Source organism: Serratia sp. 2880STDY5682894 (assembly GCF_001537385.1).
In the GTDB taxonomy this organism is placed as follows: Bacteria; Pseudomonadota; Gammaproteobacteria; order Enterobacterales; family Enterobacteriaceae; genus Serratia; species Serratia nevei.
This window is the reverse complement of record NZ_FCJA01000004.1, coordinates 54,681-72,112: the sequence shown is the minus strand read 5'-3', so window position 1 is coordinate 72,112 and position 17,432 is coordinate 54,681. Positions and strand designations below refer to the sequence as shown.

The following is a 17,432-nucleotide window of genomic DNA, read 5'->3' as shown; positions in this document are numbered from 1 at the left end:
CAGTTATTACGCGTTGTCGCCAAACCAACAGATATTGCGTGCAGCCATGATCAGCTCACCGGCTTGCTCGTCGCTAAGCCCTTCAATATCAGCCAGATCGTCAACACCCTGCTCGGCAAGATCTTCCAGCGTACAAACCCCACGCGCGGCCAGTTTAAAGGCCATGCTGCGCTCAAGACCCGGCAGGTTGAGCAAATCGTCGGCCGGTTTGTTGTCGCCCAGGCTTTCTTCTTGTGCCAGGGCCAGCGTGGTCAATGCAGCTTTGGCGCGTTCGCGCAATGCTTCAACCGTATCTTCATCCAGACCGTCGATTTCCAACAGCTCTTTGATCGGCACGTAGGCCAGCTCTTCCAGCGTGGAGAAGCCTTCTTCAACCAGTACGGTGGCGAAATCTTCGTCGATGTCAAGATACTTGGTGAAGGTATCAATAGCGGCATGAGCCTCGGCCTGGTGCTTGGCCTGCAGGTCGTCCGCCGTCATCACGTTCAGTTCCCAACGATCGTCGCCGCGGTGTTGTTTCAGCAGCTGGGAAGCCAAACGCACGTTTTGGCCGTTACGGCCGATCGCCTGCGCCAGGTTGCTGGCTTCAACGGCGATATCCATGGTGCAGTTATCTTCGTCTACCACGATCGACGCGACGTCGGCCGGCGCCATGGCGTTGATGACGAATTGCGCTGGGTTATCATCCCACAGGATGATGTCGATGCGTTCGCCGCCGAGCTCGCTCGACACGGCCTGAACGCGCGCACCGCGCATACCTACGCAGGCGCCGACCGGGTCGATGCGCTTGTCGTTGGTTTTCACTGCAATTTTCGCGCGGGAGCCAGGATCGCGGGCTGCCGCTTTAATTTCGATCACTTCTTCGCCGATTTCCGGCACTTCGATGCGGAACAGTTCTTTCAGCATTTCCGAGCTGGAACGGCTGACGAACAGCTGCGCGCCGCGAGCTTCAGGACGCACGGCGTACAGTACGCCGCGAATGCGGTCGCCCGGACGGAAGTTTTCGCGCGGCAGCATGTCTTCACGGCCAATCACCGCTTCGGCGTTGTTGCCCAGATCCAGCGCGATGCTGTCACGGTTCACTTTCTTCACCACGCCGGTGACGATCTCACCTTCGTGTTCACGGAAAGCGTCGACCACCATCGCACGCTCGGCTTCGCGCACTTTCTGCACGATAACCTGCTTGGCGGTTTGGGTGGTGATACGGTCGAAGGTCACGGACTCGATCTGATCTTCGACGTAGCCGCCGAGCTCGATGCTCGGGTCTTCAAACTGAGCGGCTTCCAGCGTGATTTCACGCGTTGGCTGAGTCACTTCATCTACGGCGACCCAACGGCGGAAGGTATCGAAATCGCCGGTTCTGCGGTCAATGCTGACGCGCACGTCGATTTCCTGCTCGTATTTTTTCTTGGTTGCGGTGGCTAATGCAGTTTCCAGCGCTTCGAAAATCTTCTCGCGCGGAAGGGATTTTTCATTGGAAACTGCTTCAACAACAGCCAGAATCTCTTTGTTCATCCTAGTTGCCTCTTCCAAACTTTAAAAGTGGGGTACCAGGTTCGCTTTCTGGATGTTGCTCAGCGCGAACACTTCATCTTTCCCTTCCACAGTAACCGTGATCATCTCGCCTTCGACAGACTTGATAATACCCTGCCACTTGCGACGGTTTTGTACCGCCATGCGCAGGACCAGGCTGACTTCTTCACCGAGGAAACGCGTATAGTGCTCAGCGGTGAACATCGGGCGATCAAGGCCAGGAGAGGAGACTTCCAAGTTGTAAGCGACCGTGATTGGATCTTCGACGTCCAATACAGCGCTGACCTGGTGGCTGACATCAGCGCAATCATCAACATTGATGCCGTTATCACTATCAATATAGATGCGGAGCGTCGATTGGCGCGCACGAATGAATTCGATGCCTACAAGCTCAAAGCCCAACGCTTCTACCGGTGCCGAAAGCATCTCTGTTAACTGTTGCTCTAATGTGGACAAGCCCACCCCCAAGACATAAAAAAAGGGCTAAATAGCCCAGTGATTCTGTTGCCAAATAACAAAAAACCCCGAAAAATCGGGGCTTTATGCAACTGGACCCTGTTTGCCGCTAGGCGGCCTCGGTACAACTTTCGAGCAAGTGTCATTTTCAAATGTTGATCGAGAAAAGCGGGTTTCAATCGAAAAGTGTATTTGAAAATAAACACTTAAAGGAAAGTGGTTGCGGGGGCCGGATTTGAACCGACGACCTTCGGGTTATGAGCCCGACGAGCTACCAGGCTGCTCCACCCCGCGTCCGAAAACGTGGCAAATACTACGCCGATAATCGCAAAATTGCAAGTTATCTCTGGGATTTGGTACCGAGGATGGGACTCGAACCCACAAGCCCGTTAGGGCACTACCACCTCAAGGTAGCGTGTCTACCAATTCCACCACCTCGGTACTGATTCTTACTGCTAACGGCCGTTGTTCTTTCGAGTTCACAACCACCGTTTTCAAACTTTGTTGCGGCTTACTGCGGGATATCGCTGCTCGGCTTGGCAGGTGCTGCCGGCGCGGTTGTCTGCTCAGTTTTCACTGGCTGACCCAGGTTTTCCCACTCGCTGCCTTTCTTGCTTTGGTTGCTGCTGAGGTTGCCCAGAATCAGGCTGATGACGAAGAACAGCGTCGCCAGCACAGCAGTCATGCGGGTCATAAAGTTACCGGAACCACTCGAACCGAACAACGTGCCTGATGCACCTGCTCCGAAAGAGGCTCCCATATCAGCGCCTTTACCTTGCTGCAGCATAATCAGAGCAACCAGCCCGATTGAGATCAGCAGGAAAATTACCAGAAGAGCTTCGTACATAGTAGTACCCGTATCCTTGCGGCCTCACCGCATGCCAAATGCTTCACACTCATCAAGCAGGCGTTTTTATAAACTGCCTACTGAAGCGGGTGTGAATACTAACCAAAGCCGCCAACCCGCGCAAGGGCAATTTGCAGCCGCCGGCGCGTTTGCGGAAAAAAACGCCAACAATCGCCTGCTCGGGCTCAGCTTCGCCGAGCCCGGCGGCTAACTGTCTGTTTTAACCTGCGGATTTCACCGCGTCGGCGATGCGATGCGCCAGCGCGGTCACCTGCTGTTCGTCCTCGCCTTCCACCATCACGCGGATCAGCGGTTCGGTGCCCGATTTGCGCAGCAGCACCCGGCCGCGGCCGGCCAGCTCGGCTTCCACCTGCTCGGTGACTTTACGCACCGCGTCGGACTCAAGCGGATTGTGATCGCCGGCGAAGCGCACGTTGACCAGGATCTGCGGCAGCAGCTTCATGCCGCTGCACAGGTCATGCAGGCTCATGTGGTTGCGCACCATGGCGGTCAGCACCTGCAGCCCGGCCACGATGCCGTCGCCGGTGGTGGTTTTGTCCAGCAGGATCACATGGCCGGAGTTTTCCGCACCGATGCGCCAGCCCAGCTCCTGCAGCTTCTCCAGCACGTAACGGTCACCCACTTTGGCGCGAGCGAACGGAATGCCCAGCTGTTTCAACGCCAGTTCCAGGCCCATATTGCTCATCAGGGTGCCGACCGCGCCGCCGCGCAGCTGGCCCTGACGCAGGCCTTCACGGGCGATAATGTACAGGATCTGATCGCCGTCCACCTTGTTGCCCAGGTGGTCCACCATCATCACGCGATCGCCGTCGCCGTCGAACGCCAGGCCAACGTGCGCTTTTTCCTTCAGTACGCGCTCTTGCAGCTGACGCACGTCAGTGGCGCCGCATTTTTCGTTGATGTTCATGCCGTCCGGCTCAACGCCGATGGCGATCACCGTGGCGCCCAGCTCGCGCAGCACGCTCGGCGCGATGTGGTAAGTCGCCCCGTTGGCGCAGTCAACCACGATTTTCAGCCCCTTCAGGCTCAGCTCGCTCGGGAAGGTGCCTTTGCAAAATTCGATGTAGCGGCCGGCGGCGTCGATGATGCGGCTGGCTTTACCCAGCTCGGCGGACTCCACGCAGGTCAGCGGCTTTTCCATCTCGGCTTCGATCGCTTCTTCGACGTTGTCCGGCAGCTTGGCGCCGTCGATCGAGAAGAACTTGATGCCGTTGTCATAAAACGGGTTATGCGACGCGGAGATGACGATGCCGGCTTCGGCGCGGAAGGTGCGCGTCAGATAAGCCACCGCCGGGGTGGGCATCGGCCCGGTGAAGGAGGCGGACAATCCTGCGGCCGCCAGGCCGGCCTCCAGCGCGGACTCCAGCATATAGCCGGAGATGCGCGTGTCCTTACCGATGATGATTTTGCGCGAACCGTGACGCGCCAGCACTTTACCCGCCGCCCAGCCCAGCTTCAGCACGAAGTCCGGCGTGATGGGGCTGTCCCCGACCTTGCCACGGATGCCGTCGGTGCCAAAATATTTGCGCTCGCTCATGTCTCTACTGTCCCTTAGCTGAAAGTGTTGCCTCGACGACACGCATCGCCTCGACGGTTTCTTTAACGTCATGCACTCTGACAATCTGCGCGCCCTGCATCGCTGCGATCACCGCGCAGGCCACGCTGCCGATAACCCGTTGATCCGGCGGCACGTTCAGCAGTTGTCCTATCATCGATTTGCGCGACATGCCGACCAGCAGCGGCAAACCGAAACGATGAAACTCCGACAACCGGGCCAGAAGCTGATAGTTGTGCGCCAAATTTTTACCGAAACCGAAGCCTGGGTCGAGCAGCAATTTCTGATTTGTTATCCCCGCCTCGTTGCAGCGCCGAATATGGTGCTCGAAAAACGCCTGAACGTCAGCGATCAGATCGTCGTAGTGCGGCGCCTGCTGCATGGTGCGCGGCTGTCCTTGCATGTGCATCAGGCAAACCGGCAGGCCGCTTTCCGCCGCCGCCGCGAGAGCACCTGGCTCCTGCAGCGAGCGAATGTCGTTGATCAGGTGTGCGCCGGCGTGTGCCGATTCGCGGATCACGCCCGCTTTCGAGGTATCGACCGAGATGAAGACTTCGAAGCGTTGCGCCAGCGCTTCCACCACTGGCACGACCCGCTCAAGCTCCTCCTCTTCACTCACCTCCGCCGCCCCCGGCCGGGTCGATTCACCGCCGATGTCGATCATCGTGGCACCGGCCGAAATCAGCGCATGCGCGTGCAGCAGTGCCTGGTTCAGGGTGTTGTGGCGGCCGCCGTCGGAAAACGAATCCGGCGTCACGTTGAGGATACCCATCACCTGCGGATAGGAGAGGTTGAGCGTCATGTCGCGCACGGTTAACTGCATGGTTGGTCCACCTTACTGTTGCCTGGTTCACTGCCCGCCGGGCAAAAAAAAACCCCGGCGTACCGGGGTTTGATGTTATTACACAGCTGCTGTTACTTGTCGAGCTGTTCGGACATGGTGTTGCCCGGCGTTGGGGTGCGCGGCTCATCTACCGGCGTCGGGGCTTTCGGGGTGCCGCCGTTGTCGGAGCTGTTGCCTTTGTTCGCATCGTCCCAGCCCGCCGGCGGACGCACGTCTTTGCGGTTCATCAGATCGTCGATCTGCGGCGCATCGATGGTTTCATACTTCATCAGCGCATCCTTCATCGAGTGCAGGATGTCCATGTTTTCCATCAACAGCGAGCGAGCACGCGTATAGTTACGCTCGATCAACGACTTCACTTCCTGGTCGATGATGCGCGCGGTTTCATCCGACATGTGCTTCGCCTTGGCCACGGAACGGCCCAGGAACACTTCGCCCTCTTCTTCCGCATACAGCAGCGGCCCCAGCTTCTCGGAGAAGCCCCACTGGGTCACCATGTTGCGGGCGATGGAGGTCGCCACTTTGATGTCGTTCGACGCACCGGTAGAGACTTTTTCCGGCCCGTAGATGATCTCTTCCGCCAGACGACCGCCGTACAGAGTGGAGATTTGGCTCTCCAGCTTCTGACGGCTGGCGCTGATCGCATCCCCTTCCGGCAGGAAGAAGGTCACGCCGAGCGCACGGCCACGAGGAATGATCGTCACCTTGTGTACCGGATCGTGTTCAGGAACCAGGCGGCCAATGATGGCGTGGCCCGCTTCGTGATACGCGGTCGACTCTTTCTGCGCTTCGGTCATCACCATGGAGCGACGTTCCGCACCCATCATGATCTTGTCTTTGGCTTTCTCGAACTCCACCATCGACACCACGCGCTTGTTGCCGCGGGCAGCGAACAGCGCCGCTTCGTTGACCAGGTTAGCCAGGTCGGCACCGGAGAAGCCCGGCGTTCCGCGCGCAATGACGGAGGCGTCGATGTCGGCAGCCAACGGCACGCGGCGCATGTGCACCTTCAGGATCTGCTCACGGCCACGCACATCCGGCAGCCCGACCACGACCTGACGGTCGAAGCGGCCCGGACGCAGCAGCGCAGGGTCAAGCACGTCAGGACGGTTGGTGGCCGCGATGACGATGATGCCTTCGTTGCCTTCGAAACCGTCCATCTCAACCAGCATCTGGTTCAGAGTCTGCTCGCGCTCATCGTGACCGCCACCCAGGCCGGCGCCACGCTGGCGGCCGACGGCGTCGATTTCATCGATGAAGATGATGCACGGCGCGGCTTTCTTCGCTTGTTCGAACATGTCGCGCACGCGGGATGCACCCACACCGACGAACATTTCGACGAAGTCAGAACCGGAAATGGTGAAGAACGGCACCTTCGCTTCGCCGGCGATCGCTTTCGCCAGCAGCGTTTTACCGGTCCCCGGCGGGCCAACCATCAGCACGCCTTTCGGGATCTTGCCGCCCAATTTCTGGAAACGGCTCGGCTCGCGCAGGTATTCCACCAGTTCGCTCACCTCTTCTTTCGCTTCGTCACAACCGGCGACATCGGCGAAAGTGGTCTTGATCTGGTCTTCCGTCAGCATGCGGGCCTTGCTCTTGCCGAAGGACATCGCGCCCTTGCCGCCGCCGCCCTGCATTTGCCGCATAAAGAAGATCCAGACCCCGATCAGCAACAGCATCGGGAACCAGGAGATAAAGATAGAAGCCAGCAGGCTCGGCTCTTCAGGCGGCTCGCCGACCACTTTCACATTCTTCGTTAACAACGTATCCAGCAACTTAGGATCGTTGACAGGGATGTAGGTCGTGTATTTGTTACTGTCTTTCTTGGTAACGTTAATTTCACGTCCGTTGATTCGCGCTTCGCGAACCTGGTCCTGGGTCAGTTCGGACATGAAGGTAGAGTAATCCACCCTACGGCCATTCGACTCGCTGGGCCCAAAGCTCTGGAATACAGACATCAACACTACCGCGATGACTAACCAGAGAATTAGGTTTTTCGCCATGTCACTCAAGGGATTAACCTCATCTTACAACTGTGTTAACAAACAGCGTTAGGGTACTACAGTTTGCGCCCTGTCGCTACAATGTACACTTCGCGCGAACGGGCGCGGGAAGCGTCTGGCTTACGAATCTTAACCTTCGTAAACAGGGAGCGAATTTCCCGTAGGTACTCGTCAAAGCCATCTCCCTGGAACACCTTCACCAGGAAACTTCCGCCTGGTGCGAGGACATCACGACACATATCCAGCGCCAACTCCACCAGATACATCGACCTTGGAATATCGACCGCCGGGGTGCCACTCATATTCGGGGCCATATCGGACATGACCACCTGAACCTTACTCTCGCCTACTCGTTCCAACAGCGCCTTCAGCACCAGTTCATCACGAAAATCGCCCTGAAGGAAATCGACGCCAACGATAGGATCCATTGGCAAAATATCACAGGCGATGATGCGCCCGGTACCACCGATTTGGGTGACCACATACTGCGACCAGCCGCCCGGTGCGGCACCCAGGTCAACCACGGTCATGCCCGGTTTGAACAGTTTGTCGCTCTGCTGTATTTCATCAAGTTTAAACCAGGCACGGGAACGCAGTCCCTTTTTCTGTGCCTGCTGTACATATTTATCGCTAAAGTGTTCTTGTAACCAGCGACTGGAGCTAGCCGAACGCTTTTTATTAGCCATCTCGTTTTCCAACTATCATAAAAAGAGTCTTATGTCAGGGTCGCTGCTCACGTAGACTCACACCGGTGAAGACCGATTTGGTGATATACATGAGATGGCGGTAGAATGTACCGTTTTCAATCCCAACTTAAGCAAAAAAGACAATGAATCTGAATAATAAACAAAAACAGCACCTGAAAGGCCTGGCGCATCCGTTAAAACCGGTGGTGATGCTGGGCAATAACGGTCTTACCGAAGGGGTGCTGGCTGAAATTGAACAGGCTCTGGAGCATCATGAGCTGATCAAGGTGAAAATCGCCGCTGAAGATCGCGAAACCAAAACCCTGATCGCCGACGCTATTGTGCGTGAAACGGGCGCCTGCAATGTGCAAGTTATCGGCAGCACGCTTATTCTTTACCGCCCGTCGAAAGAGCGCAAGATCAGTCTACCGCGTTAATAACCATCAGGTTAACGAAAAGGTGCCATGCGCCTGACCAAGATAAAAGGCCGCTTGCGGCCTTTTTCCTATCTTTACAAAACGTTGGCGCATTAATGACCAACGGCCTCGATCAGAGATACTCAACCTTCAGGATCTCATACTCGACGTCGCCGCCAGGGGTTTTGATCACCACCACATCGTCTTGCTCTTTGCCGATCAGGCCGCGCGCCATCGGCGAGTTTACCGAAATCAGATTTTTCTTGAAATCGGCCTCATCGTCGCCAACGATGCGGTAAGTCACTTCTTCTTCACTGTCCAGATTCATCACCGATACGGTGGCACCGAAGATCACCCGGCCGGTGTTCGGCATCTTGGTGATATCGATCACCTGAGCATTGGACAGCTTGGCTTCGATTTCCTGAATGCGACCTTCGCAGAAACCCTGCTGTTCGCGGGCGGCGTGGTACTCGGCATTCTCTTTCAAATCGCCGTGTTCGCGCGCTTCCGCGATGTCCGCAATGATTTTCGGACGGCGCACGCTTTTCAGATATTCGAGCTCTTCGCGCAGTTTTTCAGCGCCAAACAAGGTCATCGGAATTTGGTTCATCGTATAAATACCTCTAAATCTTTCCTGTTCAAATAACCGTCATCCTGACGTATTCGTATGAAAACACGGTTGGCATACCGCCACCCGCCTCCAGGCGACAAACAAAAGAAACCTGACTCGGAACGGGGCCCAAGCCAAGATCGGTTTTGCATTTTGATACGCATTTTAGCCTAGAGTTCCTTGAGGGTCATCGTTTACTTTTTCCCTGATTGCACCGTAGTATGACGGCACGTTATCCAGCTGTTATCCCGAGATTATGCGTTTTTCACGAATTGTCAGTGCATTGGCTTGCGCATTTGTTCTGAATGCGAATGCGGCCCCGGTTGAAGAGTACACACAATATCTGCCTGATGGGGCCAACCTTGCCCTGGTCGTTCAGAAGATCGGCGCCAGCGCGCCGACGATCGATTACCACTCTCAGCAGATGGCGCTGCCGGCCAGTACCCAAAAAGTGCTGACGGCGCTGGCTGCGCTATTGCAACTCGGGCCCGATTACCGTTTCACCACCACGCTGGAGAGCCAGGGCGATATTCGCGACGGCGTGCTGCGCGGCAACCTGATTGCCCGCTTCAGCGGCGATCCGACCTTCAAACGCCAGAGCCTGCGCAATATGGTGGCCGTCCTGAAGAAGCAGGGCGTGCGCCAAATCAGCGGCGACGTGCTGGTCGATACTTCGGTCTTCGCCAGCCATGACAAGGCGCCCGGCTGGCCGTGGAACGATCTGACGCAGTGCTTCAGCGCGCCGCCGGCCGCCGCCATCGTCGATCGCAACTGTTTCTCGGTCTCGCTCTACAGCGCGCCGAACCCGGGCGACATGGCGTTTATCCGCGTCGCCTCCTATTATCCGGTCAATATGTTTAGCCAGGTGCGCACCCTGGCGCGCGGCTCCGCTGACGCGCAGTACTGCGAACTGGACGTGGTGCCGGGCGAGCTGAACCGCTTTACCCTGACCGGCTGCCTGACGCAGCGCAGCGAACCGCTGCCGTTGGCCTTCGCCATCCAGGACGGTGCCAGCTACGCGGGCGCCATCCTGAAAGACGAGCTGACGCAGGCCGGCATCCAAATCGACGGGCATTTGAAACGCCAGACGCGCCCCGGCATCACCGGCACGGTGATCGCGCAAACCCAGTCGGCGCCGCTGCACGATCTGTTGAAGATCATGCTGAAGAAATCGGACAATATGATCGCCGATACCGTCTTCCGCACCATCGGCCACGAACGCTTCGGCGTGCCGGGCACCTGGCGAGCCGGTTCCGATGCGGTACGGCAGGTGCTGCGCCAGAAGGCCGGCATCGATCTGGGCAATACCATCATCGCCGACGGTTCCGGCCTGTCGCGCCACAACCTGCTGGCGCCGGCGACCATGATGCAGGCGTTGCAGTACATCGCGCAGCACGACAACGAGCTGAACTTCATCTCGATGCTGCCGCTGTCCGGTTATGACGGCACCTTGCGCTACCGCGGCGGCCTGCACGAAGCCGGCGTCGACGGCAAAGTGTCGGCCAAGACCGGCGCGCTGCAGGGCGTGTACAACCTGGCGGGCTTCATCACCACCGCCAGCGGCCAGCGCATGGCCTTCGTGCAGTATCTTTCCGGCTACGCCGTACCGCCGGAAGATCAGAAACAGCGCCGCGCACCGCTGGTACGCTTCGAAAGCCGCCTGTATCGGGATATTTACCAAAACAACTGAGGATCGTCATGAAGCTGTTGGTCGTTGAGGATGATGAACTGCTGCAACAGGGGCTGGCGCTGGCGCTGACCGGCGAAGGCTACGTCTGCGACTGCGCCGCCACGGCGGCGGAGGCCAACAGCTTGCTCATCACCAGCCAATACAGCATGGTGATCCTGGATCTCGGCCTGCCGGACATGGACGGCGCCGCGCTGCTGCGGCAGTGGCGCCGCCAGCAGATCGATCTGCCGGTGCTGATCCTGACCGCCCGCGACGCCCTGGAAGATCGCGTCGACGGGCTGGACGCCGGCGCCGACGACTACCTGGTCAAACCCTTCGCGCTGGTTGAACTGCAGGCACGCGTGCGCGCCCTCCTGCGGCGCTACCAGGGCCACAGCGACAATCTGATGCAGGTGGATGACCTGCAGCTGAACCTCTCCAGCCAGCAGGTCTACCTGCAGCAGCAGCCGGTGGAGGTTACGCCGAAAGAGTTCGCCATTCTGGCGCGTCTTATCATGCGTGCCGGCCAAACGGTCAACCGTGAACTCCTGCAGCAGGATCTCTACACCTGGCAAGACGACTTGGGCTCCAACACGCTGGAAGTGCATATCCACAACCTGCGCCGCAAGCTGGGCAAGGATCGCATCCGCACCGTGCGCGGCATCGGCTATCGTCTGGAACCTTCTTCATGATCAGCATGCGCCGCCGCCTGCTGCTGATGCTGGCGCTGATCCTGCTGGTCACGCAGCTCATCAGCGCCTTCTGGCTGTGGCACGAAAGCCAGGAACAGATCAGCTTCCTGGTGGACGAAACCTTGTCCGCCAAAGTGCGCAGCGAGCGCGTCGATACCGAGATAGCCGAGGCCATCGCGTCGCTGCTGGCGCCTTCGCTGATCATGATGATCGTCACGCTGCTGGCGTCGTTCTGGGCCATCAGCTGGATCACCCGCCCGCTCAACCAATTGCAGCAGCGGCTGGAAAAGCGCTCTGCCGATAACCTGACGCCGCTGCCAATCAACAGCGACAGCCTGGAGATGGTGGCGGTCACCAATGCGCTCAATCAGCTGTTCTCGCGGCTGGACAACACCATCCAGCAGGAACGCCTGTTCACCGCCGACGCTGCCCACGAGCTGCGCACGCCGTTGGCCGGCATTCGCCTGCATCTGGAACTGATGGAGAAACAGGGCGTCAAAGGCAGCCAGGCACTGATCGCCCGCATCGATCAGCTGATGCACACCGTTGAGCAACTGCTGATGCTGTCGCGCGCCGGGCAAGACTTCGCCAGCGGTCATTACCAGCATTTCGATTGGGTGGCCGATGTGGTTCAGCCGCTGCAGGAAGAACTCGGCGAAATGACCGCCCAACGCGCGCAGACGCTGGACTGGCAATTGCCGGCAACCGCCGCGGTGAACGGCGATCCGGTGCTGCTGCGGCTGCTGCTGCGCAACCTGGTCGAAAACGCCCACCGTTACGGCCCGGAAGGCGGCGAGATACAGGTGCGGTTAACGCCGCAGCACAGCGGCTATCTGCTGCAGGTCATCGACGATGGCCCGGGGATCAAGGAAGAGATGGTCGGGGAGCTGACGCAGGCGTTTCGCCGCATGGATCAACGCTACGGCGGCAGCGGGCTGGGCTTGAATATCGTGATCCGCATCGTGCAGTTGCACCAGGGGCGTTTGACGCTGGAAAACCGCCGTGATGCCCGCGGCCTGAACGCCCAGTGCTGGCTGCCGGAAAAGGCGCTCAAATAACAAGGGCCCAGCGTTGCTGAGCCCTTTATCACCGAATTACTTCTGGTAAATGATTTCGACGCCTTCGTCGTCGTCTTCGTCCCAGTCGTCATCCCAGTCATCTTCTGCTTCGGCTTCCACTTCCGCGATTTGCTCGCGGTGGTAGTCATCCCACATGAATTCGACTTTTTCCGGCGCGCTTTCTTCGATCGCCATCGCTTTCGGCTGGGTATTGATGAAGTTCATCACGTCCCAGCACAGCGCGTTGACGCCTTCGCGGTTGGCGGCGGAGATCATGTAGTACTTCCCTTCCCAGCCCATGCCTTCCACAATCGCCTTGGCGCGTTCGGCGGCTTCTTCCTCACCAATCACATCAATTTTGTTGAACACCAGCCAGCGTGGCTTCTGCGCCAGATTTTCGCTGTATTGGTTCAACTCGTTGATGATGACTTTGGCGTTTTCCACCGGATCGGATTCGTCGATCGGCGCGATGTCCACCAGGTGCAGCAGCACGCGGCAACGCTCCAGGTGTTTCAGGAAGCGAATGCCCAGGCCCGCGCCTTCGGAGGCGCCCTCGATCAGCCCCGGAATGTCGGCGACCACAAAGCTCTGCTCGTGGTCCATACGCACCACGCCCAGGCTCGGCACCAGCGTGGTAAACGGATAGTCGGCCACCTTCGGCTTGGCGGCGGACACCGCGCGGATGAAGGTCGATTTGCCGGCGTTCGGCAGGCCCAGCATGCCCACATCGGCCAGCAGCAACAGTTCCAGCAACAGGTCGCGCGCTTCGCCAGCGGTACCCAGCGTCTTCTGACGCGGTGCACGGTTGACCGAAGATTTGAAACGGGTGTTGCCCAAGCCATGCCAGCCGCCCTTGGCGACCATCAGCTTTTGCTCGTGGCGGGTCATGTCGCCGAGGATCTCGCCGGTGCCCTGATCCTTCACGCGCGTGCCGACCGGCACCTTGATGATGACGTCTTTCCCGCGTTTACCGGTACAGTCGCGGCTCTGGCCATTCTGGCCGCGCTCGGCGCGGAAAGACTTCTCAAAACGGTAGTCGATCAGGGTGTTGAGGTTCTCGTCCGCCAGCAGGTAGACGTCGCCGCCGTCGCCGCCGTCACCGCCGTCAGGCCCACCGTTCGGGATATATTTTTCGCGGCGGAAGCTGACGCATCCGTTGCCGCCGTCGCCTGCAACGACCAGAATCGCTGCTTCATCTACAAACTTCATTTACCGTCTCCGTAAATCATTCACCGGGCTGCTTCAAAGGAGCAACCAGGGGGGGTTCTGCCCGTCGCGGCCACCACCGGTGACCAATTGCGGAAAACATGGCGCCCGCCACGACCACAAACGCGCCAACATAGCCGACGACATTCAACGTCGGCGCGGCGAATGCCTGGGGCCAGGCCAACGCCAATAAATCTGAAAACAGCAGGGTAAACAGCGGGGTCAGCGTCACCAACGCGCTCACCTGCGCCGCCTGCCAGCGCGCCATCGCCTCTGCCAACGCACCATAGCCGATCAGCGTGTTGGCGCCGCAAAACAGCAGGCACGCCAATTGCCAGCCGCTAAGCTGGAAAATCACCTCGGGTTTGGCCAGAGGGAACAACGCTATCGCACATAAAGTGTACAACATAACCAGGATCTGCGGCGAAGCCAGCCGGCGCAGCAATACCTTCTGCGCCACGCCGTAGCTCACCCAAACCATCGCCGCACACACGCCCAGCATAACGCCCAGCGTGTAGTCCGTCAGCCGGGTGAAGATCTCTATCAGACTGACGTTGAAAAACAGCATCAGCCCGCCGATCAGCATCAGGGCGCCAATGACCTGGGTGATACGCATGCGTTCTTTTAAAATCAGCACGCTGGCGAACATCATGCCCACCGGCGACAGCTGGCCAATCACCTGCGACGCCGTCGGGCTCAGGTATTGCAGCGAGGAGCTGAAGAACACAAAGTTGCCCAGCAGCCCCGCCGTCGCGATCGCCAACAGCAGCAGCCAGCGCGGCTGGCGGAACATCGTCAGCGGCGGCAGCTTGCCGCGCACCGCGAGGATCGCGCCCAAACCGATGGCGGCCATGGTAAAGCGATACCAAACGACGGTAAACGGCTCCATCACCGTCAACACTTCTTTCATCGCGATCGGCAACGCACCCCAGCAAACCGCCGTGGTTAACGCCAGGGAAATACCAACGCCGACCTGCTGCTTCGTATCCATATCACCTTCGCCAACGCTGACAGGCCAACCCCCAGGCAGCCCATAAATGTAAAAAGCCCCGCAACGAATTGCGGGGCTTACATCTATTTCGTAAGGCTCGAAAAATTATTCAGCTTCGATGCTGATGAATTTACGATTGCTCGGGCCTTTAACTTCGAATTTGACTTTACCGTCTTTCAAAGCAAACAGAGTGTGGTCTTTGCCGCAACCCACGTTGGTACCAGCGTGGAATTTGGTGCCGCGCTGACGAACGATGATGCTGCCTGCCAGTACTGCTTCGCCGCCAAAGCGTTTTACGCCCAGACGTTTAGCTTCTGAATCGCGACCGTTACGAGTCGAGCCGCCAGCCTTTTTGTGTGCCATTAATCCGCTCTCCTAACTTAAGCGCTGATGCCGGTGATTTTAACGTCAGTGAACCACTGACGGTGGCCCTGCTGCTTACGGTGGTGCTTACGACGACGAAACTTAACAATCTTAATTTTCTCGCCACGACCGTGAGCAACGACTTCAGCTTTGATCTTGCCGCCATCGACGAAAGGAACGCCGATTTTGATATCTTCGCCATTAGCGATCATCAGAATCTGGTCAAACTCAACCGCTTCACCAGTTGCGATGTCCAGCTTTTCCAAGCGAACGGTCTGACCTTCGCTTACTCGGTGTTGTTTACCACCACTTTGGAAAACCGCGTACATATAAAACTCCGCTTTCCGCGTGCCCGACTGTGTTAGTTCAGAGCGCGCTATAAATATTCACAATAGGGCGCGAATTCTACGCAAAAAAGCAGCGCATGACAAGAGCAGAATAAGACCAGAAGGAGAAAAAAGAAGAAAAAAAGCGCAGTTTCTTTCGTGGCGTTTATCTGAACCGTTTTTCAAGTACAATCATAGGGACAGTTACCGCCATGTACCGATGTGAGCAGCGATCTCAACGCGGTGAAGAGAAACACAGCTGAAAAAAACACAATGAACCTAGATCAAATTACCGAGTTAACCGCGCAAGATATGGCGGCCGTGAACGCAACAATTCTCGAACAGCTGAATTCCGATGTCACGCTCATCAATCAGCTTGGCTATTACATTATCAGCGGTGGCGGTAAGCGCATCCGGCCGATGATCGCCGTCCTGGCGGCGCGGGCGTTGGGCTATGAAGGCAACAAGCACGTCACCGTTGCCGCCCTGATCGAATTCATTCATACCGCCACGCTGCTGCATGACGACGTCGTCGACGAATCGGACATGCGCCGCGGCAAAGCCACCGCCAACGCGGCGTTCGGCAACGCCGCCAGCGTGCTGGTCGGCGACTTTATCTATACCCGCGCCTTCCAGATGATGACCAGCCTGGAATCCCTGCGCGTGCTGGCGCTGATGTCGGAGGCGGTCAACGTCATCGCCGAAGGCGAAGTGCTGCAGTTGATGAACGTGCACGATCCCGACATCAGCGAAGAAAGCTATATGCGGGTGATCTACAGCAAAACCGCCCGCCTGTTCGAGGCAGCGGCGCAATCGTCGGCGATCCTGTCCGGTGCCAGCGCCGAACAAGAGCAGGCGCTGCAAGACTATGGCCGCTACCTCGGCACCGCTTTCCAGCTGATCGACGATCTGCTCGACTACAGCGCCGACGGCAGCACCCTGGGCAAAAACACCGGCGACGATCTGAACGAAGGGAAACCGACCCTGCCGCTGCTGCACGCGATGCACAACGGCGACGACGCGCAGCGTGACATGATCCGCGGTGCGATTGAGCAAGGTAACGGTCGTCATCTGTTGGAGCCGGTACTGCAGGCGATGCAACAATGCGGTTCGCTGGAGTACACCCGCAAACGCGCCGAAGAAGAAGCCGACAAGGCGATCGCCGCGCTGCAGGTCTTGCCGGCATCGGAGCACCGTACGGCGCTGGAGGGCCTGGCCCATCTGGCGGTGCAACGCGACTTTTAAGAAATTAATATTTCTTAAAAACCATCAGGCCCGCGTACGCGGGCCTGCCTAGCTATTGCTCTCTTCGTCGATGCGCGCCAACAGGCCGCCGATCCCTTCCCGCATCAGGAAAGCCACCATTTTCTCGCGCTCGCTCTCCGTCAAATGGTAGTAATACTCGATCCAGACCGCCAACGGATCCTGACGCTCTACGTCATATACCGCCCCGTCCTCCTTCAGCACCAGCAGGTTACGCACGTTTGAAGGCAGGCTGTCGATATGGTACTCCAACGCTTTTCCCTGCACGCCTTTACGCCTGCGGCTGATCCAGCCTTCGCGCCGGGCCATCAGATTAATTCCCTGTGGTGAGGAAGGTAATCCTGCGATGCCTGTCAGTTCCTTGGCGGCAAACCACTCGTTTTTCATGGCCATCATCTCTGGGCAATAGTGGGCAACGTCATTTTTGGAAATTACTTGGGTATTTTTTTGGAAATTTAATGGTATTCTGGTTTCTGAATAAGCGATTCACGTTGTGCAAACGCCTAACCTTGACCCGTTAGTTATACCACTAACGCAACTTTGGCTAATCAGAAAAGGAATGTAAACATGAATTCAAGGAACCCAGATTGGCATCCGGCAGATATCATCGCGGCGCTCCGCAAGCAGGGCACCACGCTGGCGGCAGTGTCGCGCAAGGCCGGATTAAGCTCATCAACGCTGGCCAACGCGCTGTCGCGCCCGTGGCCAAAGGGGGAGTGGCTGATCGCCGAAGCGATAGGCATCCACCCTTCGGAGATCTGGCCAAGCCGCTATTACGATCCGCGCAGCGATTGCCTGCTGGATCGCAAGGCACGCATCAAATCGTGAACGCGGGGCAAAAAAAACCGCCGGAACAGCGTCCGGCGGCGTTTATCGGCTGACTATCGGCAACG

Annotated in this window: 19 protein-coding genes and 2 tRNA genes; 6 read left to right on the top strand and 15 right to left on the bottom strand. The window is 58.0% G+C overall.

Annotated features, from left to right (window positions below; genetic code table 11):
- Positions 1 to 6: 6 nt before the first annotated feature.
- From nusA to rlmE, 9 genes are all read right to left on the bottom strand, one after another.
- A complete protein-coding gene (nusA, locus tag AWX27_RS10980) occupies positions 7 to 1,515 on the bottom strand; it encodes a transcription termination factor NusA (RefSeq protein ID WP_019453340.1) in 1,509 nt (502 codons plus the stop codon).
- Positions 1,516 to 1,536: 21 nt separating this feature from the next.
- Positions 1,537 to 1,989 (bottom strand): ribosome maturation factor RimP, encoded by a 453-nt coding sequence (gene rimP, locus AWX27_RS10975; protein WP_028127574.1) that lies wholly within the window; start codon positions 1,987 to 1,989, stop codon positions 1,537 to 1,539.
- Positions 1,990 to 2,206: 217 nt separating this feature from the next.
- A tRNA-Met gene (locus tag AWX27_RS10970) sits at positions 2,207 to 2,283 on the bottom strand.
- A gap of 60 nt (positions 2,284 to 2,343) precedes the next feature.
- Positions 2,344 to 2,430: transfer RNA gene (locus AWX27_RS10965), tRNA-Leu, on the bottom strand.
- 70 nt (positions 2,431 to 2,500) lie between these two features.
- The gene (gene secG, locus AWX27_RS10960) at positions 2,501 to 2,836 is read right to left on the bottom strand and encodes a preprotein translocase subunit SecG (protein ID WP_004933519.1); all 336 of its coding nucleotides are present in this window, start codon (positions 2,834 to 2,836) and stop codon (positions 2,501 to 2,503) included.
- Positions 2,837 to 3,056: 220 nt separating this feature from the next.
- A complete protein-coding gene (glmM, locus tag AWX27_RS10955; protein WP_038879137.1) occupies positions 3,057 to 4,394 on the bottom strand; it encodes a phosphoglucosamine mutase in 1,338 nt (445 codons plus the stop codon).
- A gap of 4 nt (positions 4,395 to 4,398) precedes the next feature.
- A complete protein-coding gene (gene folP, locus AWX27_RS10950; protein WP_060421940.1) occupies positions 4,399 to 5,235 on the bottom strand; it encodes a dihydropteroate synthase in 837 nt (278 codons plus the stop codon).
- A 92-nt stretch (positions 5,236 to 5,327) separates the two neighbouring features.
- Entirely contained in the window at positions 5,328 to 7,259 is a 1,932-nt protein-coding gene (gene ftsH, locus AWX27_RS10945; RefSeq protein ID WP_004933529.1) for an ATP-dependent zinc metalloprotease FtsH, read from the bottom strand.
- A 56-nt stretch (positions 7,260 to 7,315) separates the two neighbouring features.
- A complete protein-coding gene (gene rlmE, locus AWX27_RS10940) occupies positions 7,316 to 7,945 on the bottom strand; it encodes a 23S rRNA (uridine(2552)-2'-O)-methyltransferase RlmE (protein WP_004933533.1) in 630 nt (209 codons plus the stop codon).
- Between the two features lie 143 nt (positions 7,946 to 8,088).
- Between rlmE and yhbY the strand changes: the two genes are divergently transcribed.
- The gene (gene yhbY, locus AWX27_RS10935) at positions 8,089 to 8,382 is read left to right on the top strand and encodes a ribosome assembly RNA-binding protein YhbY (protein ID WP_004933536.1); all 294 of its coding nucleotides are present in this window, start codon (positions 8,089 to 8,091) and stop codon (positions 8,380 to 8,382) included.
- A gap of 112 nt (positions 8,383 to 8,494) precedes the next feature.
- Here yhbY and greA read toward each other — a convergent pair whose 3' ends face one another.
- On the bottom strand, positions 8,495 to 8,971 hold the full coding sequence (gene greA, locus AWX27_RS10930) for a transcription elongation factor GreA (protein ID WP_004933539.1): 477 nt from the start codon (positions 8,969 to 8,971) through the stop codon (positions 8,495 to 8,497).
- Between the two features lie 256 nt (positions 8,972 to 9,227).
- Between greA and dacB the strand changes: the two genes are divergently transcribed.
- The 3 genes from dacB to pmrB are packed head-to-tail and all read left to right on the top strand — an operon-like array spanning position 9,228 to position 12,390.
- Positions 9,228 to 10,661 (top strand): serine-type D-Ala-D-Ala carboxypeptidase, encoded by a 1,434-nt coding sequence (gene dacB, locus AWX27_RS10925; RefSeq protein WP_048232490.1) that lies wholly within the window; start codon positions 9,228 to 9,230, stop codon positions 10,659 to 10,661.
- Positions 10,662 to 10,669: 8 nt separating this feature from the next.
- The gene (pmrA, locus tag AWX27_RS10920) at positions 10,670 to 11,332 is read left to right on the top strand and encodes a two-component system response regulator PmrA (protein WP_019453348.1); all 663 of its coding nucleotides are present in this window, start codon (positions 10,670 to 10,672) and stop codon (positions 11,330 to 11,332) included.
- The gene (gene pmrB, locus AWX27_RS10915; protein WP_060421935.1) at positions 11,329 to 12,390 is read left to right on the top strand and encodes a two-component system sensor histidine kinase PmrB; all 1,062 of its coding nucleotides are present in this window, start codon (positions 11,329 to 11,331) and stop codon (positions 12,388 to 12,390) included. Before pmrA ends, pmrB begins: the two co-directional genes overlap by 4 nt.
- Positions 12,391 to 12,426: 36 nt before the next feature.
- Here pmrB and cgtA read toward each other — a convergent pair whose 3' ends face one another.
- The 4 genes from cgtA to rplU form a co-directional block, all read right to left on the bottom strand.
- A complete protein-coding gene (gene cgtA / locus AWX27_RS10910) occupies positions 12,427 to 13,599 on the bottom strand; it encodes an Obg family GTPase CgtA (RefSeq protein WP_004933553.1) in 1,173 nt (390 codons plus the stop codon).
- A 16-nt stretch (positions 13,600 to 13,615) separates the two neighbouring features.
- Positions 13,616 to 14,587 (bottom strand): DMT family transporter, encoded by a 972-nt coding sequence (locus AWX27_RS10905; RefSeq protein WP_055311901.1) that lies wholly within the window; start codon positions 14,585 to 14,587, stop codon positions 13,616 to 13,618.
- 105 nt (positions 14,588 to 14,692) lie between these two features.
- The gene (gene rpmA, locus AWX27_RS10900) at positions 14,693 to 14,950 is read right to left on the bottom strand and encodes a 50S ribosomal protein L27 (protein WP_004933559.1); all 258 of its coding nucleotides are present in this window, start codon (positions 14,948 to 14,950) and stop codon (positions 14,693 to 14,695) included.
- A 17-nt stretch (positions 14,951 to 14,967) separates the two neighbouring features.
- Positions 14,968 to 15,279, bottom strand: coding sequence for a 50S ribosomal protein L21 (gene rplU / locus AWX27_RS10895; protein ID WP_004933561.1), 312 nt, complete (start codon positions 15,277 to 15,279; stop codon positions 14,968 to 14,970).
- 270 nt (positions 15,280 to 15,549) lie between these two features.
- Between rplU and ispB the strand changes: the two genes are divergently transcribed.
- Positions 15,550 to 16,521 carry an octaprenyl diphosphate synthase gene (gene ispB / locus AWX27_RS10890; RefSeq protein ID WP_047729263.1) on the top strand — a complete coding sequence of 324 codons (972 nt, stop codon included), beginning with the start codon at positions 15,550 to 15,552 and terminating at the stop codon, positions 16,519 to 16,521.
- Between the two features lie 48 nt (positions 16,522 to 16,569).
- Here the strand turns inward: ispB and AWX27_RS10885 are convergent, their stop codons facing one another.
- Complete coding sequence (locus AWX27_RS10885) at positions 16,570 to 16,926, bottom strand: DNA-binding protein (protein WP_038879765.1); 357 nt, start codon at positions 16,924 to 16,926, stop codon at positions 16,570 to 16,572.
- Between the two features lie 180 nt (positions 16,927 to 17,106).
- On the opposite strand from AWX27_RS10885, the gene AWX27_RS10880 reads away from it, so the two are divergent.
- On the top strand, positions 17,107 to 17,367 hold the full coding sequence (locus tag AWX27_RS10880; protein ID WP_038879152.1) for a helix-turn-helix domain-containing protein: 261 nt from the start codon (positions 17,107 to 17,109) through the stop codon (positions 17,365 to 17,367).
- Positions 17,368 to 17,432 lie beyond the last annotated feature (65 nt).